The organism is Pseudomonas sp. NY15374 (assembly GCF_048068255.1).
GTDB lineage: Bacteria > Pseudomonadota > Gammaproteobacteria > Pseudomonadales > Pseudomonadaceae > Aquipseudomonas > Aquipseudomonas machongensis.
Window position 1 is genome coordinate 155,591 of record NZ_JBLUPZ010000005.1, and the last position, 25,558, is coordinate 181,148.

Below are 25,558 nucleotides of genomic sequence, written 5' to 3' on the forward strand. Positions count from 1 at the left end.
CGACACCGGCGGTTCGATCCCGGACCATCAAGGCCCCGGCATAACGGTACTCAGGAACGAACGCCATGGATTGCCTCGCGACGCTGTATACAGAACGCCTTGTGCTCACCCCCCTTCAACTGGAAGACGCGCCAGCGATCCAGCAGTTGTTTCCCCAGTGGGAGGTGGTCCGTTATCTCGATCGCCGTGTGCCCTGGCCCTATCCGCAAGACGGCGCGTTGGTCTACGTGCGTGACATGGCGTTACCGGCCATGGCGGCGGGCCGTGAATGGCACTGGATGATCCGCCTGCGCGGCGCAGAGCAACCCATCATCGGCAGCATCAGCCTGTACGACGAACCTGGAAACAACCGGGGTTTCTGGCTTGCGCCGCAGTGGTGGGGGCAGGGCTACATGCGCGAAGCCTGCCGGGTGGTCAACGCCTATTGGTTCGAGACATTGTCTCGCCCCGTCATGCAGGTGCCCAAGGCCGTTGCCAATCACGCCTCTCGGAAAGTGTCGGAGCATGAAGGCATGCGCCTGGTGGACAGGCGCGACGGGCATTTCGTCTCCGGGCCGCTTGAGGTCGAGATATGGGAGATGACACGCCGTGATTGGCTTGCCCGCTCCTTGGGTTGACGCTGCCGGACATTTCCGTAGAATCGCGCGCCCCATTCAACAGGCATGGCGAAAAGGAGCTTCGATGCAACGGATCATGATTGTCGGCCAACCCGGCTCCGGGAAGAGCACCTTGGCGCGCAAACTAGGCGAATGCACGGGGCTGCCGGTCGTGCACATCGACACCATTCACTGGCAGCCCGGCTGGGTCGAGCGAAGCCGAGACGAGAAGACACGGTTGTGCCATGAGGTCGAGGCGCGTGATCGCTGGATATTCGAAGGCGGCCATTCAACCACCTGGAGCAATCGACTGGCTCGTGCGGATCTTCTGATCTGGATCGATCGTTCGGCGTCGCTGCGCTTCTGGCGGGTGCTGAGCAGAGCGCTGCGTTATCACGGGCAGTCCCGGCCGGACCTGCCGCACGACTGCCCGGAGCGGCTGGCCAACTTGCCGGCGTTCTTCACGTTCATGTGGCAGACCAGACGCTCGGCGCGAATGAAGATGGAGCAACTTGCGGCGAGCGCACCCGTGGGCTGCCGGGTGGTGTGCTTGCGCTCCAACCGGGATACCAAGGCTTTTCTCGCAAGCATGGAGCCGCTGAAGGGGCGGGTTGAGCGGTGTAGTCAGCAGCGCTGAGCAGATCGGCTCGATAGCCTGTAACAGGCGGCGGATGCCTCATGAACAGCTTTCCGCATCCACCCCGTCGACCCACACCCCTTCGCTCAGGCGTCCTCAATAAGGACTGGCAGTCGGCCGCACCACGAGCTCACTGACATCGACATCATCCGGCTGCTCGATGGCATAGACCAGCGCCCGTGCAATCGCATCGGCCTCCAGCGCCACGCGCCGGAACGTCCTCATGGCCTCGCGGGCAGTGTCGTCGGTGATGGTGTCGGCCAGCTCCGATTCCACCACCCCAGGGCACACCACCGTCACCCTGATCTTGTCGGTTTCCTGGCGAAGGCCATCAGAGATCGCCCGGACGGCGTACTTGGTCGCGCAATACACGGCGGCGGTGGGGGAGACCGAGAGCCCGCCGATCGACGAGATGTTGATGACCTGACCATGCCCCTGCGCTTCCATGCCCGGGAGCACCGCGGCGATGCCGTGCAGTACGCCGCGCACGTTGACGTCCAGCATCCGGTTCCATTCCTCGACCTTCAGCGAACTCAGTGGCGACAGCGGCATTACCCCGGCATTGTTGATGATCACATCGACCTTGCCATGCTGCGCCTTGGCAAATTCGACGAAGGCGTGCATGGAGTCGAGGTCGGTCACGTCCAGTGCGCGGGCACTTGCCGAGCCGCCTTCGGCGCGGATTTCACTCACCAGCTGTTGCAGGCGATCGATACGGCGGGCGCCGAGTACCACGTGAGCGCCCTTGGCGGCGATCAGCCTGGCGGCGGCTTCACCGATGCCGCTGCTGGCGCCGGTAATCAGCACGACTTTGTCGTTGATGTTGGACATGTGCGTATCTCCTGTACATGAAGGTTCAGGCGTCTGCAGGGAGAGCAGACATTCCTGCTGGGTACGGAGAAAAGACTAAGGTTGAGAGGCGGTACGATGCGTGCCGAAACCTGCGCGACCTTTGCCTATTCGTGTCGGTGATCCGCACAGCCCCGCTGCTGCGCGCCGGAACGGAAGGATCAGGCAACTCGACGGCAGTTTCGACCTAACGCAGGTGTTTTTCGCGGGGGACAATGGGTGCCAGGCCCTGGCGACGCCGCCAGGTAGCCCCATGGTCTGCCGTCACACCAAGACCGTGATACAACGCCGAATTCCAACATGCGAGAGCCCTTGAATGGCGCATAACGATGCTTTTCTCCTGCAAACCACTGCCTTGTACCGTGGTGAACTCGTCCGCTCGCTGACCGAGCGCTTTACCGCTCCGGGCGTTTACGAAACCGCCATCGCGCCGCTGCATGTGATTCGAATGGATGCGCCGTCAGACATCATCCATACCGTGCACAAACCGGCGCTGTGCCTGATCGTGCAGGGGCAGAAAGAGGTGGGCCTGGGCGAGGACCGTTATCTGTACGACCCCCTCAACTACCTGGTGGTATCGGTGACGCTACCGGTGTCTGGTCGGGTGCTGACGGCCAGCGCGCAGGCGCCTTACCTGTGCATTCGCCTGGACTTCGAGCCGACCGAGCTTGCCCAGGTGATCGCCGATGCGCCGCCTGCGGGCGTACCGGATGAGCCCGAGCGCGGGTTATTTCTCGAGCAGATCGATGTGTCGCTGCTGGAAACCATGTTGCGCCTGGTGCGGTTGCTGGAGTCGCCACGGGATATCGGCATGCTCGCGCCGTTGGCACTGCGCGAACTGCACTACCGCCTGCTGCGAGGCGTGCATGGGCGTCGGCTGTACGAGCTGGCCATGGGCGACTCGCAGACCCGGCGCGTGAGCAAGGCCATCGACTGGTTGAACAACCACTACACCCAGCCGCTGCGCATCGAAGAGCTGGCGCGGATCGCGAACCTGGGGAGCTCGACCTTGCACCACCGTTTCAAGGCCGTCACCGCCATGAGCCCGTTGCAGTACCAGAAGCAATTGCGCCTGCAGGAGGCCCGGCGGCTGATGTTGGGGGAGGGGCTGGATGTGTCGAGCGCGTGTTACCGGGTCGGCTATGAAAGCCCGTCACAGTTCAGTCGCGAGTACAGCCGCCAGTTTGGGTGTGCGCCGTCTCGGGACATAAACCTGGCCCGGCGGCCCTCATGAAGATGCCACTGCGGGCCGAGCAGCGGGTGCCAGTGCTCGGCCTTGGCTTGTACGAAGCGATCGCCGGTCCATGCTCTGATCTGTCAAAGCAGGCGTTGCGTCACCCTTTGACCAATACGGCCACCACCGCGTCGACAGAGTTCCTGAGCCCCGCCACCGTATCCTCCGGATCGCTGTCGACCACCACCCACCTGGCGCCTGCCGCCTCGATCACCTTGAGCACCTCTGGTTCAGGCTGACGATGGTGCAACACCAACGCCACATCCTGCGTCTTGAGCGTCTCTCCCAGCGCCTTCAGCGCCGCTTCGTCCCACTTGCCATCTGCCGGCAGTGCCTGCGACACCACATCCAGGTTCAACCCGCTGGCCAGATACCCCAACCGCTCCGACAGGCTCACCACGCTGAGGTTATCCGCCTCGGCCAGGCGCGTCTGGCTGCTGGACGTCAGCTCGAGCATCTGTCGCTTGAGCCCGGCCAGGTTGGCCTGGATCTTGTCCTTGTCGGCGGGGGACAGGCGCTCCAGGTCGTTGGCCACCACATCCGCCATGCGTCCGAGGTTGATCGGGTTCAACCAGGGATAGCTGGCGAACGCATTGTCGCCATCCACCGCGATACCGGGCAGGGCGCCATCGACCGGGCGTGCGGCATCGATCTCGACGATACGGATGTTGCTGCGCCGCGCCATGGGATAGAGCGGGTCGTCATGCCAGATCGAGCGCACGCCGATCACCGCCGTGGCCTGCCGTGCATCCTTCTGCAGGCTGGCGCCACCACGTCCCTCGAAGTACGACGGCTGGCGGCTGGCCGGAAGGTTGGCCGGTGCCGCGCGCTTGAGCTGCACCGAGGTGCCGTCGAGCAACGCGACAGCGAGGCTGTGGGTCACCGGCAGGGTGGTCAGCACTTGCGTGGCTGCGGCGCTGCTGGCGGGCTGTGCGGCCAGCGTCAGGGTGGGCGCGCCGGCCAGGACCAGGGCCAGGGTGAGGCGTTTGAGCGTGAGGTTCATGCCGGGTTTCCTTGCAGGCGGGGGACGAGGGCGCGGGCGAGGGCCGCGAGGGCGAAGCACACACCGGCCACCAGGATGATTGCAGCGCCGGAGGGCACGGGCAGGTCGAAGACGATCGGCAGCAGGATGCCGAGCAAGGTGCTGAGGGTGGCGATCAGCACCGAGGCGAAGAAGAAACCCTTGAGCGACTGGCTGACCAGGCGCGCGGCGGCGGCGGGGATCACCAGCAGCGCGCCGACCAGGATGGCGCCGATCACCTTCACCGAGGCCACGGTCACCAGGGTCACCAGCACCACGAACAGATAGTCGAGGGTCTTCACCGCCACGCCGCGTACGGCCGCCAGCTGTGGGTTGAAGCTGGCGAGAATGATGCGGTTGTAAAGCGGCAGGGCCAGGGCCAGCACCAGTACGGCGACGATACCGAGTACGAGCAGGTCGTGAGGGCTGACGGTGAGCACCGAGCCGAACAGCACGTTCTCGAGGATGTGCACGTTGATCTTGCCGGCCAGCATCAGCAGCAGGCTGGCACCCAGGGCCAGCGAGACGGAGAGGAACACGCCGATCAGGGTGTCTGGTGAAAGGCCCGTGCGGTTGCGCAGGAAGTTCAGCAGGATACCGAACAGCAGGCAGTAGCCGAACAGGCTGCCGTAGGGCCCGGTATAGGGCTCGCCGAGCAGGATGCCGATGGCCACGCCCGTGAGGGCGGCGTGGCCGACGGCCTCGGAGAAGAAGGCAAAGCGCTTGACCACGACCAGGGTGCCGAGCCCGCCCAGCACCGGGCCGATCATCAGGCCGGCGATCAGGGCGTTGATCACGAACCCATAGGCCAGGGCCTCGGGCAGGTAGCCAGCGGTGGCCCATTGCTGGACCAGTTGGCGGAAGGCTTCATAACTCATCAGGCAAGGCTCTCGCTGCGCGGGTGGACGGAGAACAGCCCGAGCAGGCGCTCCGGGGTCAGGGCCTGTGCGGGCGGGGCGTCGAACAGCAGCTTGCGGCTCAGCCCGGTGACGCGGTCGGCCAGACGCAGTACCGCTTCAAGGTCGTGCTCGATCCACAGCACCGTGGTGCCGGCCTGGCGCCAGCCGTGCAGCAGTTGCTCGAACACCTGGATACCGGCTTCATCCAGCGCCGACATGGGTTCGTCCAGCACCAGCAGTTGCGGCTCCGGGATCAGCCCCTGGGCCAGCAGCACACGCTGGCGCTCGCCGCCGGACAGCGCGCCCATGCGCCGCTTGCGCTTGTCGAGCATGCCGACCTTGGCCAGGGCGGCGTCGATGTCGGGTCGCACGCGGCGCGACAGCCCGAGGAACGCCGGGCGCTGCTGGCACATGGCGGCCATGAAGTCGTCGACGGTCATCGGCAGGCCACGGTCGAACTCCAGCGCCTGGGGCACATAGCCGATCACCTCGCGTTGGCTGGGCCAGTGCAGGGTCAACTGGCCCTGGTGCGGCATCTGCCCGAGCAGGGTCTTGATCAACGAGCTCTTGCCGCCACCATTGGGGCCGACGATGGCATGCACGCTGCCGGCGGCAACGCTGAAGCTCACCTGCTCGAGGATGCGCGTGCGCCCAAGGGTGAGGTCGATGCCGGCGAAGTCGATGCGCGGGCCTTGGGCGCTGACCAGGTTGGCCGCGGCGGTCATGCGCGGTTCTCCTGGATGGCCTTGACCACGGTCTCGAGGTTGCGCTTCATCTCCACCTCGTACTTGTCGGCGGTGTATTCGCCGTAGGAGATGTGGGTCAGCGGATAGATCTTCACCCCGGATTCGCGCTCGATGGTTTCGACGTAGGCGGAGGGAAAGTCCATTTCCGAGAAGATCACCTTCACATCGAGCTGCTTGAGCTGATCGATGGTCTTCTTCAATTGCGCCGGGCTCGGCTCGATGCCATGAGCCGGCTCGACCACTGCTGTGACCTCCAGGCCGAAGTCGCGCACCAGGTAGTCGTAGGCGGCGTGGATGGTCGCCACGCGAAACTCCGCGCCCGGTGCCTCGGTGACTTTGGCCAGGGCTTCGGCGCGCAGCAGGCGCAGGCGCTTGGCATAGGCGCGGGCGTTCTGGGTGTAGAACTTGGCGTTGTCCGGGTCGAGCTTGCCCAGCTCGCGGGCAATGTTGTTGACCTGGGCGATGCTGGCGCTGATCGACAGGAAGGTGTGCGGGTTGACCACCTTGCCAGCGCCGCGCGCGGCGATGCCGGTGGCGGCCAGCAGCGGGACGTTCTGGTTGGACTCGATGGTCTTGATGTCGGGTTTTTCGCTGGCGGCGATCATGCGATCGGCGAAGTCGTCGTGGCCGATACCGTTGAGCACGATCACGTCCAGGGTGCCGATGCGCTTGATGTCTTCGGCGCGCGGCTCATAGGCATGCGGGTTGAAGCCTGCGGGAATCAGCGGCACCACTTCGGCCTTGTCGCCGACGATATTGCTCACATAGCTGTAGTAGGGGTGCAGGGTGATGCCGATGCGCAGCGGTTTGCCGCTGTCGGCCAGGGCCAGTGCCGGGAGCAGGCAGGCCAGGAGAAAGGCGAGGGCGGAGCGGAGCATGGCGCGGTCCTTGGGTTCAGTGACGGTGTTCGCGGGTGACCCCGGCGTCGTAGTGGCTGACGATTTCCTGCCAGCCGGCGGCGATCAGCGCGGCCTGGCCGAGATCGTCGGGGGCCCGGGTGCTGCGGTCGCGGCGCAGCCACACCTGGGCCGGTGCGGTGTCGGCCTGCGGCAGGATCAGCAGGAAGCTGCCGGCAACGTCGGCGTCCTGGCTCGAGCCCAGGTAGGCGCCACTGGCCAGCCACTGCCACTGATGGCGGCCCCGGCTGGCACTGCTGGTGTCGTCGACGAAGGGCGGCAGCGCATCATCGGCCAGTGCCTGCACAGCGGGCGCCTGGCCGTTTTCCTGGCGCAGCGCGAGGATTTCCTCGGTGGCCACGTGCAGGTCGGTGTAGACGCCCTGTTCGGCGGCGTTGAGGTCACGGCGAGCGTCGATCTGGTGGCTGGCGATGGTCTGTTCGTCGACCCGTTCACCGCGCAGGCCGACCACGGTCGCGGCGAGGGCGGCGATCAGCAGCGCAGCCAGCAGTACATAGAGGGTTTCATGCCCGGCGCCGGCCGGGCGGATGACCTGGGCGCGGCTCATGGCGCGCCTATATCGGCATGGTCGACTTCCACCACGTGGCCGGGGCCGGCGTCGAACAGCACGTAGAACTCGCCGTCGGGGCGCTTGAAGGTGAGGGTCGAGTCGTCGCCGAGCTTGCCGCCGACCAGCACTTGCTCGTCGTAGCCGATCACATCCAGCGTCACGCCCGGCGCGCCGCTACCGTCGGAGAAGCCGCCGGTGCACGTGATCTGATCGCCCGCCACCGATACGCAGTCGCACATCGGGTTGTGCGCCAATGCCGGCAGGGCGGTGAAGGTCAGCAGGGGCAGGGCAAGCCTGCGCAACAGGTGTTTCATCATTTGCCTCCTTGTTTCTCGAGCCAGGCGACGGTGGCCGGCGATGCCTTGGCCAGCGGTACGGATGCCTGGTGCATGCTGCCGTCCCAGCCTTCGATGGTGATCCAGATCTCGGCGTCGGGACGGGTGCGCGGTGGGATCGGCAGCGAGGTGCTCATGCGGTAGGGCGAGCCGAAGAAGATCGAGCCTGCGGCGCGCAGGTTGCGCGGCTTGCCGATGCGCAGGTAGATGGCCTTCGCGCCCTCGGTGCATGTCTGGCAGAGCGCGGCGTTGAACACCTTGAAGTGCCCGGCCGGGCCGTCGGCGCGTGGCGCTTCGTCACGCAACTCGGCCAGGTCCAGGCGCCAGCGGTCGACCTGGATATCCTTGACTACGTTGGCACCCAGGCCGCTGTCGCCGCGGAACAGGCTGGCATCGGCGAAGTACTTGGGCATGAAGCCCAGCGGGATGAGGATCAGCAGGATGTTGAAGTGGAAGCGCCATTTCAGCCACCACTGCTTCAGGCCGCTGGGCGGCAGGGTTTGAGTCTGGGTCTGGCTCATGGCTGGGCCTCCACGGGGGTGTCTTCATGCCTGCGCACGCGTGCCGGGCGCTCGCTGCGCTTGAGCGCTGCGGCGGTCGCTTGGGCAGTGCGCTTGGTCCAGATCAGCAGGCCACTGAGCACCATCAGGGTGAGTACCAGGCCGAAGAAGAACCAGATCAGCTTGATCGGCAGGCCACCGAAGTCACCGGTGTGCAGCGGGCGCATGGATTCGGTGACGAACTCCAGGGTCGAGCGGTCGCCGAGCAGGAACTGGCTGTCGACGTTGCGTGTGTACGGGTTGACCTCGGCGGTCTGGAACATCAACGGGTACCAGCCACGCCCGCCCATGCTGATATGACTGTAGGCGGTGGCCGGCAGGGTGATGAAGCTGATATCCAGGCCGGGGATGGCCTCCTGGGCGATGCGGGCGGCCTCGTCCAGGTCGATACGCGGCACCGGATTGCCGTCGGGGCTCTGTGGCACCTGTTCGCGAGCGATGACCGGCACGATCGGCTCGGTGGAAATCGTGACGTGGTTGTCGCCGAGAATGGCCTGGATCAGGAACCAGGTGCCGGTGATCGAAATCACCGCGATGAACCAGATCGACCACACCCCGGCCAGGCGGTGCAGGTCACCCCAGAAGATCCGCGAGCCGTGCTGTGTGCGTACCGGCTTGAAGAACCCGCGCCAGAATTTCTTGTACACCACGAGCCCTGTGACCAGCGAAGCGAGCATCGGCAGGCCAAGCAACGACACCAGGTACCAGCCCCAGCTATAGCCGTTGGTGAACGGCACCAGCCACCAGCCGTGCAGCGCGCGGGTGAAGGCCTGGAAGTTGAAGTCGGGGGTCTTGCCCTGGATGGCGCCGGTGTAGGGGTTGACGTAGAGCGTCGGCGACGTGCCGTCGGGATAGGTGACTGCCGCTTCGAGGGCGAAGTGCGAGCCATCCGGCTGGCTGATGAAGCGCACCGCCATGTCCGGTTCGGCCTTGTTCAACGCGCTCAAGACCTGCTGGAAGCTCAGCCGCTCGGCGTTGTCGTCCGGTTGGCTGGCACGCACGTCGGGGTTCGCCAGCCAGACGATCTCCTGGCTGACCACCGCAAGCATCCCGGTGAAGCAGACGATCAGGACAAAGAACCAGATCGGCAGGGCAAGCCAACTGTGCACCAGAAACCACAGTTTGGACTTGGATTTTTTAATTTGTCGGGCCATCACTCGTTCTTCTGAGGAAAATTGCGGTCGAGTTTCGTCTCAACCTTGAAGGCTGCAATTAATAGGACGAATGAGAATCAAAAACCTGAAGCCTCAAATGCAAGCAAATGTTTCAAGCCTCACCCCTCCCGCTCTTGCTGTTGCCCTTGCCCTTGCCCTTGCTTCTAAGCGCGCGATATCCCAGCCACCACCCATCGCGACCTCAGGAGGCCGAGCAGAGGCGTCTGTAGGGCCCTGGCGCGCAGCGCCCTTCGGCGTCCCGCCGAAGTCGCGAGAAGTAGACTTGCGCAGCAAGTCGGAGTCCGCGAAGGCCCGGAAGGCGCCGGCGCGAGGGAACCCCGGAGCGCAGCGCAGGGGCCGTATGTGGGAGCAGGCGGTTTTTGCCTACTTTTTTCCAAGAAAAAAAGTAGGTCGCCGTAAGGGCGAAAAGGTGACTCCGCGTCGCCCCCCAAATCGAATATTCACGCGAAACAAGCACCCCCAGCGCCCCCCAAAACCTAACTTTTTGCAAGATGTATCCGTTTCGTAGGGATAGCCGGGCCCCGCCCGATACCCCACTCGTACGGAAGCAATCTGATGAATCCCGAGAAGTCCCTGCAACTGGCCCGCCGTTTCATTGAACTGCCGCTGGAAAAGCGCCGCGTGTTCCTCGAGACCCTGGCCAAGGAGGGCATCGACTTTTCCCAGTTCCCCATCCCCGCCGGTGTCGAGGCCCCAGACCGCCAGGCGCTGTCCTACGCCCAGCAACGCATGTGGGTGCTCTGGCAGATGGACCCCCAGAGCGGCGCCTACAACCTCCCAGGCGCCGTACGCCTGCTAGGTCAACTGGACGCCGCCGCCCTGGAGCAGGCCTTCGCCACCGTACTGGCCCGTCACCAAAGCCTGACGACCGTCTTCGAACCCCAGGCCGATGATCGCCTGGAGCAGGCCCATCGCCCGCTCACCCGCGTGAACATCGAGCGCGTCGACCTGCGCAATCTCGCCGTCGACCAGCGTGAGGCACAGGTTCGTGCCGAAGCCGAAACCGAGTCGCTACGCCCGTTCGACCTCGCGCACGGACCACTGCTGCGGGTGCGCCTGCTGCACCTCGATGCGCAGGAGCACGTACTGCTGCTGACCCTGCACCACATCGTTTCCGACGGCTGGTCGATGAATGTGCTGATCGATGAGTTCAGCCGCGCCTATGACGCCTTTGCTGCAGGCCAGGCACCGCAGTTGCCAGCACTGCCCATCCAATACGTCGACTACGCCCTGTGGCAGCGCCGCTGGCTCGAAGCGGGCGAGATGGAGCGCCAGTTGCAGTACTGGCAGGCCCAGCTGGGCGAGGAGCAGCCGGTGCTGGAGCTGCCGCTGGACCACGCCCGCCCGGCCACCCCCAGCTTCAGCGGCAGCCGCCAGTCATTCCCGCTCGACGCGGCACTGACCGAGCAGGTACGCGGTTTTGCCCGCCAGCACAACCTGTCGCTGTTCATGGTCCTGCTCGCCAGCTTCGGCATGCTGCTGCAACGCTACACCGGCCAATGCGACCTGCGCATCGGCAGCCCGGTGGCCAACCGCAACCGCGCCGAGGTCGAGGGGCTGATCGGGCTGTTCGTCAACACCCAGGTACTGCGCCTGCAGCCACAAGCGCAACAGGACGTGCTGGCCTATCTGCAAGCGGTACGTCAGACCGTGTTGGGCGCCCAGGCGCACCAGGACCTGCCGTTCGAGCGCCTGGTCGAGGCGCTCAAGGTCGAGCGCAGCCTCAGCCACGCACCGCTGTTCCAGGTGATGTACAACCACCAGCCGCAGGTCGCCGACCTGACCACCGTCACCCTGGCGTCCGGCCTGCAACTGGCGCCGCTGCAATGGCGCAGCCGCACCACCCAGTTCGACCTCAGCCTCGACACCTACGAGCAAGGTGGGGTGCTGCACGCAGCCTTCACCTATGCCAGCGACCTGTTCGATGCCGCCACCATCGAGCGCATGGCCCGGCACTGGCAGGCCCTGCTGCGGGGCCTGGTCGAGCAGCCGCAGCAAGCGCTGTGGCAGGTGCCGATGCTCGATGACGTCAGCCTTGCCACCGTGCTCCAGGACTGGAACGCCACCGCCCGTGACTACCCGCTCGAACGCCCGGTGCACCAGTTGTTCGAAGACCAGGCACGCCGCGCGCCGCAGGCCACGGCCCTGGTGTTTGGCGAGCACGCGCTCAGCTACGCCCAGCTCGACGCCCGCGCCAACCAGTTGGCCCACTACCTGCGCGCCCAGGGTGCCCGGGGCGACAGCCTGGTCGGCATCAGCGTGCAGCGCAGCGTCGAAATGGTGGTGGGGCTGCTGGGCATCCTCAAGGCCGGTGCTGCGTATGTGCCGCTGGATCCGGAGTACCCCGCAGAACGCCTGGCCTACATGATCGAGGACAGTGGCATCGACCTGCTGCTGACCCAGCAGGCACTGCTCGACAGCCTGCCGCTGCCCCAGGGCGTGCAGTGCGTGGCGCTCGACCGGTTGCCGCTGGACGAGCAGCCCACCAGTGCCCCGAGAGCGGATATCGACCCCGAGCAACTGGCCTACGTCATCTACACCTCCGGCTCGACCGGACGGCCGAAGGGCGCTGGCAACAGCCATAGGGCCCTGGCCAACCGCCTGCACTGGATGCAGGAGGCCTACGCCATCGGCGCCGACGACACCGTGCTGCAGAAGACGCCCTTCAGTTTCGACGTGTCGGTGTGGGAGTTCTTCTGGCCGCTGATGACCGGCGCGCGCCTGGCAGTGGCCCCGCCAGGTGAACATCGCGACCCGGCACGCTTGATCGAGACCATCCGCCGCTTCCAGGTCAGCACCCTGCATTTCGTGCCTTCGATGCTCCAGGCGTTCATCCACGAGCCGGGTGTCGAAGCCTGCAGCAGCCTGCGACGTATCGTCTGCAGCGGTGAGGCCCTGCCGGTGGATGCCCAGTTGCAGGTGTTTGCCCGCCTGCCGGGCGCAGCCCTCTACAACCTGTATGGCCCGACCGAGGCAGCCATCGACGTCACCCATTGGACCTGCCGCGACGAAGGTCGCGACAGCGTACCGATCGGCCAGCCGATCGCCAACCTGCGCACCTACGTGCTCGACGCCGGCCTCGAGCCGGTTGCCCCCGGTGTTTCCGGCGAGCTTTATCTGGGGGGTGTCGGCCTGGCCCGAGGCTACCACCGCCGCCCGAGCCTGACGGCCGAGCGCTTCGTCGCCGATCCTTTCGTGTCTGGCCAGCGCCTGTACCGCACCGGCGACCGTGTGCGCCAGCGCAACGATGGCGTGATCGAATACCTCGGCCGCTTCGACCATCAGGTGAAGATTCGCGGCCTGCGCATCGAGCTGGGCGAGATCGAGGCGCGCCTGGCCCAGCATGAGTGGGTGCGTGAGGCCGTGGTGCTGGCGTTGGACGGCAAGCAGCTGGTGGCCTACCTGGTGCTCAACGAACAGCCCGATGGCTGGCAGCAGGGGCTCAAGGACTGGCTGTTGCAGGCGCTGCCCGAGTTCATGGTGCCCACCCACCTGATGCCGCTCGAGCGCCTGCCGCTGACGCCCAACGGCAAGCTCGACCGCAAGGCGCTGCCGCAGCCCGATGCGGCGCCACGCGGCGCCTACGTGGCCGCGCAAACGCCGGTGCAGCAGATCCTCGCGCAGGTCTGGAGCGAGGTGCTCGGGGTCGAACAGGTCGGCCTGGACGACAACTTCTTCGAACTGGGCGGCGACTCGATCATCGCCATCCAGGTGGTCAGTCGCGCCCGGCGCCAAGGCTTGCAGTTCAGCCCGCGTGACCTGTTCCAGTTCCAGACCCTGCGCGGCCTGGCTGGCGCTGCCGGGCGTGCGACGCAGGTGCAGGCCGAGCAGGGCGCGGTGCAGGGCCCGGCGCTGCTGACCCCCATCCAGCGCGCCTTCTTCGAGCAGGCGGTGCCTGCACGGGCGCACTGGAACCAGTCGCTGCTGCTGACGCCACGCCAGGCTCTGGATGGCACTCGCCTGCAGCAGGCGCTGGTGCGTCTGGTCGAGCAACATGACGCCCTGCGCCTGCGCTTCCAGTTGCGCGATGGCCACTGGCAAGCCGAGCACGGTGCGCTGCCCGCCGGGCTGCTGCGCGAAGAGACGGCCGCCGATGCCCAGGCGCTGGCGACGCTCTGCGACGCCACCCAGCGCAGCCTCGACCTGGCCGACGGGCCGCTGCTGCGCGCGGTACTGGTGCAAATGGCCGATGGCAGCCAGCGCGTGCTGCTGGTGATCCACCACCTGGTGGTCGACGGCGTGTCCTGGCGCGTACTGCTCGAAGACTTGCAGCACGCCTACACACAACAGGCGCTGCCCGCCAAGACCAGCGCCTGGCAGGCCTGGACCGCGCGGCTGCCTGCGCTGGCCGCGCAGCAGGCCGGCGAGCTGGACTACTGGTGCGCCCAGCGTGTCGAGCATGACCTGCCGTGCGACATGCCCCAGGGCGCCGCGCTCAACCGCCATGGCCGCACCCTGGAAACGCGCCTGGACGCCGAGCTGACCCGTCAGTTGCTGCACGTTGCCCCGGCCGCCTATCGCACCCAGATCAACGACCTGCTGCTGACCGCGCTGGCTCGGGTGGTCGCGCGCTGGAGCGCGCAGCAAGCGGTGCTGGTGCAGCTGGAAGGGCATGGTCGCGAAGAGGTGTTCGAGGATGTCGACCTGTCGCGCACCGTGGGCTGGTTCACCACGCTGTTCCCCGTGCGCCTGAGCGTCAGTGACGATGTGGGCGCCTCGATCAAGGCGGTCAAGGAGCAGTTGCGCGCGGTGCCGGGCAAGGGGCTGGGCTACGGCCTGCTGCGCTACCTGGGCGATGAGGCCCAGCGCCAGGCGCTCGGCCAGGTCACGCCTGCGCGCATCACCTTCAACTACCTGGGGCAGTTCGACCAGCAGTTCGATGCCCAGGCCCTCTGGGCGCCCGCCACCGAGCGCAGCGGCCAGGCCCAGGATCCCGAGGCCCCCTTGGCCAACTGGCTGACTCTGGAAAGCCAGGTCTATGCCGGTGAGCTGTCGCTGCGCTGGGGCTACAGCGGCCAGATGTACCATGACGCCACCGTCGAAGGCCTGGCCCAGGCCTACAGCGACGAGCTGGCGCAACTGATCGCCCACTGCCTGCAAACCCCGGCCGGCCAGGCGACGCCGTCCGACTTCCCGCTCGCACGCATCGACCAGGCGCAGCTCGACGCGCTGCCGGTCGATGCCAGCGCTATCGAAGCGCTCTATCCGCTGTCGCCGATGCAGCAGGGCATGTTCTTCCACGCCCAGTACGAGCCCGAGGCCGGTGCCTACATCAACCAGCTGCGCCTGGATATCCAGGGGCTGGAGCCCGCGCGCTTGCGTCAGGCCTGGAGCGAGGCGATGGCGCGCCACGAGATCCTGCGCGCCAGCGTGCATTGGGAAGGCTTGAGCGAGGCGCAGCTGTTGGTGCAGCGCCATCTCGACCTGCCGCTGCAGGTGCTGGAAGGCGTGCACGACCTCGATGCCCTGGCCGCCGGCGAACGCCTTCGCGGCTTCGATCTGCGCCAGGCACCGCTGTTCCGCCTGCAACTGGTGGCGCAGCAGGGCGGTGGCTGGCACCTGATCTACACCAGCCATCACATCCTCATGGATGGCTGGAGCAATGCCAGCCTGCTGGCCCAGGTGATCCAGACCTACGCCGGGCAACCGGTGGCCGCCGCCAGCGGGCGTTTAAGCGACTACCTGGGCTGGTTGCAACGCCAGCCCGTGGACGCCGGCGAGCGCTTCTGGAAGGCCGCACTGGCGCCGTTGCAGGGGCCGACCTTGCTGGCCTCGGCGTTGCGTCGGGCGCAAGGGCAGGGCAGTGGCGAGCACTTGCATGTATTCGACGGTGCCTTCGCCGAGCGCCTGGGGCAGTTCGCCCGCCAGCGCAAAGTCACCCTCAACACCCTGTTCCAGGCGGCGTGGGGCCTGGTATTGCAACGTCACACCGGCCAGGCCTGCGTGGCATTCGGCGCAACCGTCAGTGGGCGTTCGGCGCCATTGCCGGGGATCGAGGAGCAATTGGGGTTGTTCATCAATACCCTGCCGGTCCTGTGCAGCGCAGCACCTGGCCAGTCGGTCGGCGAGGCGCTGGAAACGCTGCAGGCGTTCAACCTCGACCTGCGCGAGTTCGAGCATGTGCCGCTGTACAAGGTCCAGGGCTGGGCCGGCCAACAGGGCGGCGTGCTGTTCGACACCTTGATGGTGTTCGAGAACTTCCCGGTGGCCGAGGCCCTGCGTGATGGCGCGCCGGCCGGGTTGCAGGTGGGTGCGCTGCGCAATCACGAGCGCACCCATTACCCGTTGACCCTTGGCATCGAGCTGGGCGCGCGATTGAGCGTGGAGTTCGCCTACGACCTGGCACACTTCGATGCTGCGCAGGTCGAGCAGTTGTGCGCCGCTTTCTGCCAGGCGCTCGAGCAGATGATCGAGCAACCCTCGGCCGCGCTGGGCAGCCTGCGCCTGCTGGATGACACCACGCAGCAGGCGGTGTTGGCGCACAGCCAGGGCGAAGCGATCGACCTGTCTGCCACACCGCTGGTGCACCAGCGCATCGCCGCCCAGGCCGCGCGCAGCCCCGACGCTCTTGCCGTGTCGTGCGAGGGCCATTCGCTCAGCCATGGCCAACTCAATCGCCAGGCCAACCGCCTGGCGCACCTGCTCATCGCCCAGGGCATGGGCCCGGGCAAACGTATCGGCCTGGCCCTGCGCCGCAGCCCGCAACTGATCGTCAGCCTGCTGGCCGTGCTCAAGAGTGGCGCAGCCTACGTGCCGCTCGACCCGGCCTACCCGGATGAGCGCCTGCGCTACATGATCGAAGACAGCCAGCTCGACTTGCTGCTGTGCGACGACGGCCTGTTGCAGGGCCTGAGCCTGCCACCCGAGGTGCCGCGCCTGGTGACCGGCGAGCTGGCGCTGGAGGTGCAGCCCGAGCATGACCCGCTCGTGCAGCCTCACGCCCAGGACCTGGCGTACGTGATCTACACCTCCGGTTCCACCGGCCGGCCCAAGGGCGTCGCCATCAGCCATGCCGCCCTGCGCGAGTTCTGCCAGAGCGGCGCGCAGTATTCGCACCTGGGCGCCAACGACCGCGTGCTGCAGTTCGCCACCTTCAGCTTCGACGGCTTCGTCGAGCAGTGCTATCCACCGCTGGCCCTGGGGGCGGCGCTGGTGATGCGGGGCGAGGCGCTGTGGGATGTGCAGCAGTTGGCCGAGCACATCGTGCAGCACGAGGTCACCTTGGCCGACCTGCCAGCGGCCTACTGGTACCTGCTGGCCAAAGAGTGCGCCGCGCAGCCGGGCCGCGGCCTGGGCGCACTGCGCCAGGTGCACGTCGGCGGCGAGGCGATGTCGGTGGAAGGGCTGCGCCTCTGGCACGCTGCGGGCCTTGGCGAGGTCGCGCTGATCAACACCTATGGCCCGACCGAGGCCACCGTGGTCTCGAGCGTGCATGCCTGCCGCCTGGGCGATGCCAGCGACAGCCACGGCGTGCCGATTGGCCGGGCCATTGCTGGCCGCGCCCTCTATGTGCTCGACGGTGCTGGCGAGCTGTTGCCGGCCGGCGCGGTCGGTGAACTGTGCATCGCCGCCCCGGCCTGTCTGGCCCAGCAGTATTACCAGCGTCCGGGCCTGACGGCCGAACGCTTCCTGCCCGACCCGTTCGCCCGCGAGCCGGGCGCACGGCTTTATCGCAGTGGCGACCTGGCCTGCTACAACGCCGAAGGGGCACTGGAGTATGTCGGGCGAATCGATCACCAGGTGAAGATTCGCGGCATGCGCATCGAAATGGGCGAGATCGAAGCCTGCCTGCAGGCCCAGCCGGGGGTGCGGGCTGCTGCGCTGATCGCCCAGGCGACTGGCCAGGGGGCGCAGTTGGTGGCCTTCGTCGTGCCGGTTGCCAGCGAGGCAGTGCAGGGCGATGCGCGCACGGCCTTCGTCGCCGCGCTGCGCGACGCGTTGCGCCAGTCGCTGCCGGAGTTCATGGTGCCGGCGCACCTCGTGGTGTTGGAGCAATTGCCACTGAACAACAACGGCAAGCTCGACCGCGCAGCCTTGCCACTGCCCGAGGCGGACGCGAGCAGCGCTGCCTATATCGCCCCGCGCAATGCCTTGCAGGCGGCGCTGGCGGACATCTGGGCCCAGGTGCTGGACGTGCCGCAGATCGGCCTGGCCGATCATTTCTTCGAGCGTGGCGGGCATTCGCTGCTGGCCATGCAGGTGGTGGTGCGCATTCGCCAGCAATTGCAGCGCGAGGTGCCGGTGCGGGTGCTGTTCCAGGCGCCGGTGCTTGAGGCGTTCGCCGAGGCCTGCCAGGCCCAGGCCGCTGAGGCGGGGCCGGCGTTGGTCAGTGTGGGCCATGACCGGCCGCTGGCGTTGTCCTACGCCCAGGAGCGCCAGTGGTTCCTGTGGCAACTGGAGCCGCACAGTGCGTCCTATCACATTCCGGCGGCGCTGCGCCTGCGCGGCGTGCTCGATCGCGACGCCCTGGCGCGCAGCGTGCAGGACCTGGTGGATCGCCATGCCTCGCTGCGTACCGCGTTCGTCGAAGAGGACGGCGAGGTCCGTCAGGTCATCGCCCCGGCGCTGACCTTCGCGATCGACTACCAGGCCATGGAGGCGCAGGCCGACGAGGCGGCCATCCGCCGCGAAGTACAACGCGAGATTCGTCGTCCGTTCGACCTGTTCCAGGCGCCGTTGCTGCGGGTTCGCGTGCTGGTGCTGGGCGAACAGGACCATGTGTTGGTGATGACCCAGCACCACATCGTCTCCGACGGCTGGTCGATGCAACTCTTGGTCGAGCAGTGGCAGGCGCGTTACCTCGCCCATTGCCGTGGCGAGGCCGCGGCGCTCGAGCCCCTGGCCTTGCAGTACGCCGACTTCGCCCAGTGGCAGCGCCAATGGCTGGAGGCGGGCGAGGGCGCTCGGCAACTGGCCTACTGGCGTGAGCAACTGGGCGACGAGCAACCCGTGCTGGAGCTGCCGTTCGACCGCCCGCGGCCTGCCGAGCAGAGCCAGCGCGGCGCGCGCCTCGACCTGAGCCTGGCCGAGCCGCTGGTGGCAGCGCTGCGCGAGCAGGCCAGCGCCCAGGGCGTGACCCTGTTCGTCTACCTGTTGGCCTCGTTCCAGGCCTTGCTGCACCGCTACAGCGGCCAGTCCGATATCCGCGTCGGGGTACCGGTGGCTAACCGCACCCGGGCCGAGACCGAGTCGATGGTCGGCTTCTTCGTCAACACCCAGGTGCTGCGGGCCCAGGTCGATGGCGCGGCCGGTTTCGATCAATTGCTGCAACAGGTACGCCAGGCCGTGCTCGGCGCCCAGGCCCACCAGGACCTGCCGTTCGAGCAACTGGTCGACGCCCTGCAGCCCCAGCGCAGCCTGAGCTACAGCCCGCTGTTCCAGGTCATGCACAACCATCAGGTGACGCCTGCCACCGCGACCTCCCTGCAAGGCCTGACGCTCGAACCGCTCAGCTGGGACAGCGGCACCGCGCAATTCGACCTGAGCCTGGACACCACCGAGGTCGAGGCCCGCATCGAAGTGTCGCTGACCTACGCCACCGACCTGTTCGACCACGCCACCATCGAGCGTCTGGCCAACCATTGGCAGCACCTGCTGCAGGCCGTGGTGCACGACCCGCAGTGCCCGGTGGCGCGGCTGCCGCTGCTGGCCGCCGATGAACAGCAGCGCATGCTTGAGGCGTGGAATTCGGCAGCGCTGCCGCCGGTGACCCACGCCAGCCTGCACGGTCTGATCCAGGCCCGCGCCGCGCAGGCCCCCGAGGCCCTGGCGCTGATCTGCGGCGCGCGTGAGCTGAGCTACCGCGAGCTCGACACGCATGCCAACCGCCTGGCCCATCGCCTGCGCGCCCTGGGTGTCGGTCCGGAAGTGCGGGTGGGCGTGGCACTGCCGCGCAGCGCCGAACTGGTGGTGGCCCTGCTGGCGGTGCTCAAGGCCGGTGGCGCCTATGTGCCGCTGGACCTGGCCTACCCGCGCGAGCGCCTGGCGCACATGCTCGGCGACAGCCAGGCACACCTGCTGCTGACCCAGGCCGATCAGGCCGCGCAATTGGCGTCGGTGATCAGCGAAGGCCAGTCGCTGCTGTTGCTCGATGACGACCCGCAGTTGGCGCTGCAACCGACCCATGCGCCGGTCCAGCATGACGATGCCGAGCACCTGGCGTACGTGATCTACACCTCCGGCTCCACCGGCCTGCCCAAGGGCGTGGCGATCACCCATGGCAATGCCGTGGCGCTGGTGTGCTGGGCCCAGGGGCTGTACAGCCAGGACGACCTGCAAGGCGTGCTGGCGAGCACCTCGATCTGCTTCGACCTGTCGGTCTGGGAGCTGTTCGTGACCCTGGCCGGCGGCGGTCATTTCATCCTCGCCGACAACGCCCTGGCGCTGCCGGAGCTGCCCGCGCGAGAGCGCGTGACCCTTATCAACACCGTGCCTTCGGCGATTGCCGCGCTGCTGCAGGCCGGGGCGATTCCGCCCAGTGTGCGCACCATCAACCTGGCGGGCGAACCGCTGAAACAGTCGCTGGTGGATGCGCTGTATGCGCTGCCGGGTATCGAGCGCGTGTACGACCTCTACGGGCCGTCCGAAGACACCACCTATTCGACCTGCGTGCTGCGCCAGGCCAACGGCCGGGCCAGCATTGGCCGGCCGCTGCCGGGCACCGCCGCCTATGTGCTGGATGGCCATCTGCAGCCGCAGCCGGTGGGTGTGGCGGGCGAGCTGTACCTGGCCGGCGAGGGCCTGGCGCGCGGTTACCTGCGCCGGCCAGGGCTGAGTGCCGAGCGCTTCGTCGCCGACCCGTTCACCGGTGAAGGCGGGCGCATGTACCGCACCGGCGACCTGGTGCGTTACCGCGAAGACGCGTCGATCGAATACCTGGGGCGTATCGACCATCAGGTCAAGGTGCGTGGTTTCCGTATCGAGCTGGGGGAGATCGAGGCACGCCTGCTGGCGCACCCCGAGGTGCGTGAAGTGGCGGTGGTCGCCCGTCAGGGCGAACTGGGTACGCAATTGGTCGGCTATGTCGCTGCTGCGGCATTGCTCGATGATGCCGAGCCGCTCAAGGCCTGGCTCAAGCAGACCTTGCCGGACTACATGGTGCCGACCCACTGGCTGTTCCTCGAACGTCTGCCACTGACCCCCAACGGCAAGCTCGACCGCAAGGCGCTGCCCGCGCCGCAGGCCACTGCCCCGGCGCGCCAGGTAGCACCCCGCAGCGTGCTTGAAAAACGCCTGGTGGCGATCTGGGAGGAAGTCCTGAAGGTTTCGCCGATTGGCGTGACCGACAACTTCTTCGAACTGGGCGGCGATTCGATCATCTCGATCCAGGTGGTCAGCCGGGCGCGTCAGGCGGGTATCCGCTTCACGCCCAAGGCGCTGTTCCAGCACCAGACCGTCCAAGGGCTGGCGACCGTGGCCCAGGAAGGCGAGGGTGCGCAACTGATCGAGCAGGGCCCGTTGACTGGCGAGATGCCGCTGCTGCCGATCCAGCAAGCGTTCTTCGACACCGACATCCCCGAGCGTCATCACTGGAACCAGTCGGTACTGCTCAAGCCGGTCCAGCCGCTGCATGCGGGTTACCTGGAGCAAGCGTTGCAGGCACTGGTTGCGCACCACGATGGTCTGCGCCTGAGCTTCACCGAAAGCGAGGCCGGCTGGCAGGCGCATTACCGCCCGCTCGGCGAGCAGCCGACTGAGCTGCTCTGGCAACGCACCCTGAACACTGCCGACGAACTGGAAGCCCTGGCCGAATCGGCCCAGCGCAGCCTGTCGCTGGGCGATGGCCCACTGCTGCGCGCCGTGCTGGCCGATCTGCCGGACGGCAGCCAGCGCCTGTTGCTGGTGATCCACCACCTGGCGGTGGATGGTGTGTCGTGGCGCATCCTGTTCGAAGACCTGCAACTGGCCTTCGAGCAACTGAGCAGCGGCAAGCCTCTGGCCCTGCCGGGCAAGACCAGCTCGCAGCGCGACTGGGCCGAGCAATTGCGTCGTTACGCCACCGAGCACAGCGCTGAGCTGGGCTACTGGCAGCAACGCCTGCAGGGCGCCGCCGAGTTGCCGTGCGCCGCACCAACGGCGGTGCTGGACAACGCCCATGCGGCGATGGTCCATACGCGCCTGGACAAAACCACGACCCAGCGTCTGCTGCAGGAAGCGCCCGCCGCCTATCGCACCCAGGTCAACGATCTGCTGCTGACCGCCCTGGCCCGCACCCTGTGCCGCTGGAGCGGGCAGGGCAGCGTGCTGGTGGAGCTCGAAGGCCATGGCCGTGAAGAACTGGCCGAGCACCTCGACCTGACCCGTACCGTGGGCTGGTTCACCAGCGTCTTCCCGGTGTGCCTGACCCCGGCCGAAGCGCTGGGCGACTCGCTCAAGCAGATCAAGGAGCAGTTGCGCAGCGTGCCCAACAAAGGGCTGGGCTTCGGCGCCCTGCGCCGCTTCGCCGATGCCGCGACCCGTGAAGCGCTGCAGGCCTTGCCGGTGGCACGCGTGACCTTCAACTACCTGGGCCAGTTCGATGGCAGCTTCCAGTCCGACGATGGCGCGCTGTTCAGCCCGAGCGGCGAGGCCAGTGGCGCCGAGCAGAGCGCCCAGGCGCCGCTGGCCAACTGGCTGGGCATCAACGGCCAGGTGTACGACGGCGAACTGGACCTGAGCTGGACCTACAGCACGCAGATGTTCGACCACGCCACCCTGCAAGCCCTGGCCCGCGATTTCGCCGAGCAGTTGCAGGCCCTGGTCGAGCATTGCTGCCAGCCTGGCCAAGCAGGCGTGACACCTTCGGACTTCCCGCTCTACCCGCTGGCCCAGGCGCAACTGGATGCGCTGCCGGTCGCTGCGCGGCAGATCGAAGACATCGTGCCGTTGTCGCCGATGCAGCAGGGCATGCTGTTCCACAGCCTGTACCAGCAGGACGCCAGCGACTACGTGAACCAGATGCGGGTGGACATCGACGGCCTGGACCCGGCGCGTTTCCGCGAGGCCTGGCAGCAGGCGCTGGACGCCCACGACAGCCTGCGCAGCGTCTTCCTCTGGCAGGGCGATGTCGAGCGGCCGCTGCAACTGGTGCACAAGCAGGTCGAGGTGCCGTTCCGCGTGCTCGACCTGCGTGGCGACCAGGACCTGGCCGCCGCCCTCGATCGCCTGGCGGCCGAGGAACAGGCCCAGGGCTTCGACCTTGCCCGCGCGCCGCTGCTGCGCCTGGTGCTGGTGCGTACTGCTGATGAGCGTCACCATCTGATCTACACCCATCACCACATCCTGCTCGACGGCTGGAGCAATTCGCAGCTGCTGGGTGAGGTGCTGCAGCGCTACGCCGCGCGCCGCGAGATCGGCCATGTCGGGCGGTACCGCGACTACCTGGCCTGGCTGCAGGCCCAGGATGCCGGGCTGAGCGAGCGTTTCTGGACCGAGCAACTGAGTGTGCTCGAGGCCCCGACCCGACTGGCCCAGGCCTTCGTGCGCCGCGAAGCCGTGGCGCAAGCGCCGTTTGGCGATCACTACCAGCAGTTCGATGCCGCATTCACCCAGCGCCTGGGCGAGTTGGCGCGCCGTCACAAGGTGACCGTCAACACCTTGTTGCAGGGCGCCTGGCTGATCCTCCTGCAGCGCTACACCGGCCAGCAGGCGCTGTGCTTCGGCGCCACGGTTTCGGGGCGTCCGGCGGAGATCGTCGGTATCGAGCGCCAGGTCGGGCTGTTCATCAACACCTTGCCGGTGGTGGCGCAGGTGCGTGCCGAGCAGGCGCTGGGCGAATGGCTCGCCGAGCTGCAGCAGTACAACCTGGCCCTGCGCGAGCACGAGCACACCGCGCTGTACGATATCCAGCGCTGGGCCGGGCAGGGCGGCGAGGCGCTGTTCGACACCCTGGTGGTGTTCGAGAACTACCCGGTGGCAGAGGCCCTGCGCCAGGCCGAGGTGCCCGCCCTGGGCTTCGGCGCCATCGACAGCCACGAGCGCACCAACTACCCGCTGACCCTGGCCATAGCTCTGGAGCAGACCCTGCAGGTGCACTACAGCTACCTGCGCGAAGCGTTCGACGATGCGCGCATCGTGCAGGTCGCCGGGCACCTGCGCCAGGTCCTCGAGCAACTGCTCGAGGCGGCTCCAGGCCAGGCCATCGGCGCGCTGGAGCTGATCACCGGGCAGGAGCGTGCGCAACTGGTGGAGCAGTGGAATCACGTCGATGCACGCTTCGATTCGCCTCGTGCAGTGCACCAGCTGTTCGAGGCCCAGGCGCAGCGCACGCCGGAGGCGGTGGCGGTGTTGTTCGGCGAGCAGCAAATGAGTTATGCCGAACTCGACCAGCAGGCCAACCGCCTGGCCCATGGCTTGATCGAGGCAGGGCTGGGCGCCGAGGCGCTGGTGGGGGTGGCGCTGGAGCGTGGCCCGCAGATGCTGGTTGCGTTGCTGGCGGTGCTCAAGGCCGGCGCGGCCTATGTGCCGCTCGACCCGGAGTACCCCGAAGAGCGCCTGGCCTACCTCATGCAGGACTCGCGCATGGCGTTGTTGCTCACCCATTCGCAGTTGCTGGCGCGCCTGCCTGCCGCGCAAACCGTGGCGACCCTGTGCATCGACCAGTTGGCCAGCGCCTCGCTGCCGAGCAGCGCGCCGCAGCGCCCGGTGCACGCCGAGGGCCTGGCGTACGTGATCTACACCTCCGGCTCCACCGGCCAGCCCAAGGGCGTTGCCGTGGCCCATGGCCCGTTGGCCATGCACTGCCTGGCGATCGGTGAGCGCTACGCCATGAGCGCACGCGACTGCGAGCTGCACTTCATGTCGTTCGCCTTCGACGGTGCCCATGAACGCTGGCTGACCTGCCTGTTGCACGGCGGCCGCCTGCTGATTCGCGATCCGCAACTGTGGACCGCCGAGCAGGCCAGTGCGGCCATGCACCGGCATGGCGTCACGGTCGCTGCATTCCCGCCGGTATACCTGCAGCAGTTGGCCGAACACGTGCGTGAGCACGGCAACCCGCCGCCGGTGCGCATCTACTGCTTCGGTGGCGACGCGGTGCCGGAAGCCGCGTTCGAGCTGGTCAAGGCCGTGCTTGCGCCCGAGCACATCATCAATGGCTATGGCCCGACCGAAACCGTGGTCACCCCGCTGATCTGGAAAGCCGGCCGCGCCGAACGTTGCCAGGCGGCCTATGCGCCGATCGGCAGCCGCATCGGCAACCGCAGTGCCTACGTGCTCGACGACTCGGCGGCGCTGCTGCCCCAGGGTGTCGCGGGCGAGCTGTACCTCGGCGGCACCGGGGTGGCGCGCGGCTACCTGCACCGCCCCTCGCTCACCGCCGAGCGCTTCGTTCCGGACCCTTACGGTGTGCCGGGCGCACGCCTGTACCGCAGTGGCGACCTGGTGCGCCAGCGCGCCGATGGTGTGGTCGACTACCTGGGACGGGTCGATCACCAGGTCAAGATCCGCGGCTTCCGCATCGAACTGGGTGAGATCGAGGCGCGCCTGCAGGCCCAGGACGGCGTGCGTGAAGCGGTGGTGCTGGCCCGCCCTGGCGTCGGTGGCCCGCAACTGGTGGGCTACGTGCTGGCCAGCGCGCAAGGCCTGGCGCTCGGCGAGGCTAAATTGCGCGAGCAGCTCAACGTTCGTCTTAAGGAGACACTGCCGGGTTACATGGTCCCCACCTATCTGGTCTTCCTCGACGCACTGCCCCTGACACCCAACGGCAAGCTGGACCGCAAGGCCCTGCCAGCCCCGGATGCCAGCCTGATGCAACGCGACTACCGCGCGCCGCAAGGCGAGCTGGAAAGCGCCATCGCCGATATCTGGGCTGCGGTGCTGAAGGTCGACCGCTTGGGGCGTGACGACAACTTCTTCGAACTGGGCGGGCATTCGCTGCTGGCGACACAAGCCACGGCAGCCGCACAGGCGCAACTGCAGGTACAGGTGCCACTGGAGCTGATCTTCCAGGCCGACGACCTGCAGGGCTATGCGCAAGCGCTGGAAGGGTTGCGGACCACCGATCTCGAGCAGGATCTGAGCGATATGCATGACTTCCTCACCGAGTTGGAGACGAACTGAG

General features: G+C 67.1%; 13 protein-coding genes. 4 read left to right on the forward strand and 9 right to left on the reverse strand.

Annotation, left to right across the window (positions count from 1 at the left end; translation table 11 throughout):
* The first annotated feature begins 65 nt into the window (after nucleotides 1–65).
* Together ACNFHO_RS13415 and ACNFHO_RS13420 are read left to right on the forward strand one after the other, a co-directional pair.
* Nucleotides 66–617 (forward strand): GNAT family N-acetyltransferase, encoded by a 552-nt coding sequence (locus ACNFHO_RS13415; protein WP_416766636.1) that lies wholly within the window; start codon nucleotides 66–68, stop codon nucleotides 615–617.
* Nucleotides 618–681: 64 nt separating this feature from the next.
* Nucleotides 682–1,233: an AAA family ATPase gene (locus ACNFHO_RS13420; RefSeq protein ID WP_416766637.1), complete on the forward strand. Its 552-nt coding sequence runs from the start codon at nucleotides 682–684 to the stop codon at nucleotides 1,231–1,233.
* A gap of 96 nt (nucleotides 1,234–1,329) precedes the next feature.
* Here the strand turns inward: ACNFHO_RS13420 and ACNFHO_RS13425 are convergent, their stop codons facing one another.
* Entirely contained in the window at nucleotides 1,330–2,064 is a 735-nt protein-coding gene (locus tag ACNFHO_RS13425; protein ID WP_054893227.1) for an SDR family oxidoreductase, read from the reverse strand.
* A 334-nt stretch (nucleotides 2,065–2,398) separates the two neighbouring features.
* On the opposite strand from ACNFHO_RS13425, the gene ACNFHO_RS13430 reads away from it, so the two are divergent.
* Nucleotides 2,399–3,316: an AraC family transcriptional regulator gene (locus ACNFHO_RS13430; protein ID WP_112897990.1), complete on the forward strand. Its 918-nt coding sequence runs from the start codon at nucleotides 2,399–2,401 to the stop codon at nucleotides 3,314–3,316.
* 100 nt (nucleotides 3,317–3,416) lie between these two features.
* Here the strand turns inward: ACNFHO_RS13430 and ACNFHO_RS13435 are convergent, their stop codons facing one another.
* Genes ACNFHO_RS13435 through ACNFHO_RS13470 form a run of 8 tightly spaced genes read right to left on the reverse strand, consistent with a single transcriptional unit; the run spans nucleotide 3,417 to nucleotide 9,498 of the window.
* Nucleotides 3,417–4,319, reverse strand: a complete 903-nt coding sequence (locus ACNFHO_RS13435) for a metal ABC transporter substrate-binding protein (protein ID WP_054893229.1) — start codon at nucleotides 4,317–4,319, stop codon at nucleotides 3,417–3,419.
* A complete protein-coding gene (locus ACNFHO_RS13440) occupies nucleotides 4,316–5,215 on the reverse strand; it encodes a metal ABC transporter permease (protein WP_054893230.1) in 900 nt (299 codons plus the stop codon). Before ACNFHO_RS13440 ends, ACNFHO_RS13435 begins: the two co-directional genes overlap by 4 nt.
* Nucleotides 5,215–5,961, reverse strand: a complete 747-nt coding sequence (locus ACNFHO_RS13445) for a metal ABC transporter ATP-binding protein (RefSeq protein ID WP_063544434.1) — start codon at nucleotides 5,959–5,961, stop codon at nucleotides 5,215–5,217. Before ACNFHO_RS13445 ends, ACNFHO_RS13440 begins: the two co-directional genes overlap by 1 nt.
* Nucleotides 5,958–6,860 carry a metal ABC transporter substrate-binding protein gene (locus tag ACNFHO_RS13450; RefSeq protein WP_416766638.1) on the reverse strand — a complete coding sequence of 301 codons (903 nt, stop codon included), beginning with the start codon at nucleotides 6,858–6,860 and terminating at the stop codon, nucleotides 5,958–5,960. The genes ACNFHO_RS13445 and ACNFHO_RS13450 overlap by 4 nt, the downstream gene beginning before the upstream one ends.
* A gap of 16 nt (nucleotides 6,861–6,876) precedes the next feature.
* The gene (locus ACNFHO_RS13455; RefSeq protein ID WP_063544435.1) at nucleotides 6,877–7,446 is read right to left on the reverse strand and encodes a DUF6162 family protein; all 570 of its coding nucleotides are present in this window, start codon (nucleotides 7,444–7,446) and stop codon (nucleotides 6,877–6,879) included.
* Nucleotides 7,443–7,763 carry a hypothetical protein gene (locus ACNFHO_RS13460; protein WP_054893234.1) on the reverse strand — a complete coding sequence of 107 codons (321 nt, stop codon included), beginning with the start codon at nucleotides 7,761–7,763 and terminating at the stop codon, nucleotides 7,443–7,445. Before ACNFHO_RS13460 ends, ACNFHO_RS13455 begins: the two co-directional genes overlap by 4 nt.
* On the reverse strand, nucleotides 7,763–8,305 hold the full coding sequence (locus tag ACNFHO_RS13465) for a hypothetical protein (protein ID WP_054893235.1): 543 nt from the start codon (nucleotides 8,303–8,305) through the stop codon (nucleotides 7,763–7,765). The genes ACNFHO_RS13460 and ACNFHO_RS13465 overlap by 1 nt, the downstream gene beginning before the upstream one ends.
* On the reverse strand, nucleotides 8,302–9,498 hold the full coding sequence (locus ACNFHO_RS13470) for a PepSY-associated TM helix domain-containing protein (RefSeq protein WP_054893236.1): 1,197 nt from the start codon (nucleotides 9,496–9,498) through the stop codon (nucleotides 8,302–8,304). Before ACNFHO_RS13470 ends, ACNFHO_RS13465 begins: the two co-directional genes overlap by 4 nt.
* Before the next feature lie 576 nt (nucleotides 9,499–10,074).
* Here ACNFHO_RS13470 and ACNFHO_RS13475 point away from each other — a divergent pair.
* Nucleotides 10,075–25,557 carry a non-ribosomal peptide synthetase gene (locus ACNFHO_RS13475; protein WP_416766639.1) on the forward strand — a complete coding sequence of 5,161 codons (15,483 nt, stop codon included), beginning with the start codon at nucleotides 10,075–10,077 and terminating at the stop codon, nucleotides 25,555–25,557.
* Nucleotide 25,558 lies beyond the last annotated feature (1 nt).

Coding starts and splice junctions, on each gene's coding strand:
- ACNFHO_RS13460 (WP_054893234.1), bottom strand. CDS start 7,763: ATGAAACACCTGTTGCGCAGGCTTGCCCTGCCCCTGCTGACCTTCACC.
- ACNFHO_RS13435 (WP_054893229.1), bottom strand. CDS start 4,319: ATGAACCTCACGCTCAAACGCCTCACCCTGGCCCTGGTCCTGGCCGGC.
- ACNFHO_RS13475 (WP_416766639.1), top strand. CDS start 10,075: ATGAATCCCGAGAAGTCCCTGCAACTGGCCCGCCGTTTCATTGAACTG.
- ACNFHO_RS13465 (WP_054893235.1), bottom strand. CDS start 8,305: ATGAGCCAGACCCAGACTCAAACCCTGCCGCCCAGCGGCCTGAAGCAG.
- ACNFHO_RS13450 (WP_416766638.1), bottom strand. CDS start 6,860: ATGCTCCGCTCCGCCCTCGCCTTTCTCCTGGCCTGCCTGCTCCCGGCA.
- ACNFHO_RS13470 (WP_054893236.1), bottom strand. CDS start 9,498: ATGGCCCGACAAATTAAAAAATCCAAGTCCAAACTGTGGTTTCTGGTG.
- ACNFHO_RS13425 (WP_054893227.1), bottom strand. CDS start 2,064: ATGTCCAACATCAACGACAAAGTCGTGCTGATTACCGGCGCCAGCAGC.
- ACNFHO_RS13430 (WP_112897990.1), top strand. CDS start 2,399: ATGGCGCATAACGATGCTTTTCTCCTGCAAACCACTGCCTTGTACCGT.
- ACNFHO_RS13415 (WP_416766636.1), top strand. CDS start 66: ATGGATTGCCTCGCGACGCTGTATACAGAACGCCTTGTGCTCACCCCC.
- ACNFHO_RS13420 (WP_416766637.1), top strand. CDS start 682: ATGCAACGGATCATGATTGTCGGCCAACCCGGCTCCGGGAAGAGCACC.
- ACNFHO_RS13455 (WP_063544435.1), bottom strand. CDS start 7,446: ATGAGCCGCGCCCAGGTCATCCGCCCGGCCGGCGCCGGGCATGAAACC.
- ACNFHO_RS13440 (WP_054893230.1), bottom strand. CDS start 5,215: ATGAGTTATGAAGCCTTCCGCCAACTGGTCCAGCAATGGGCCACCGCT.
- ACNFHO_RS13445 (WP_063544434.1), bottom strand. CDS start 5,961: ATGACCGCCGCGGCCAACCTGGTCAGCGCCCAAGGCCCGCGCATCGAC.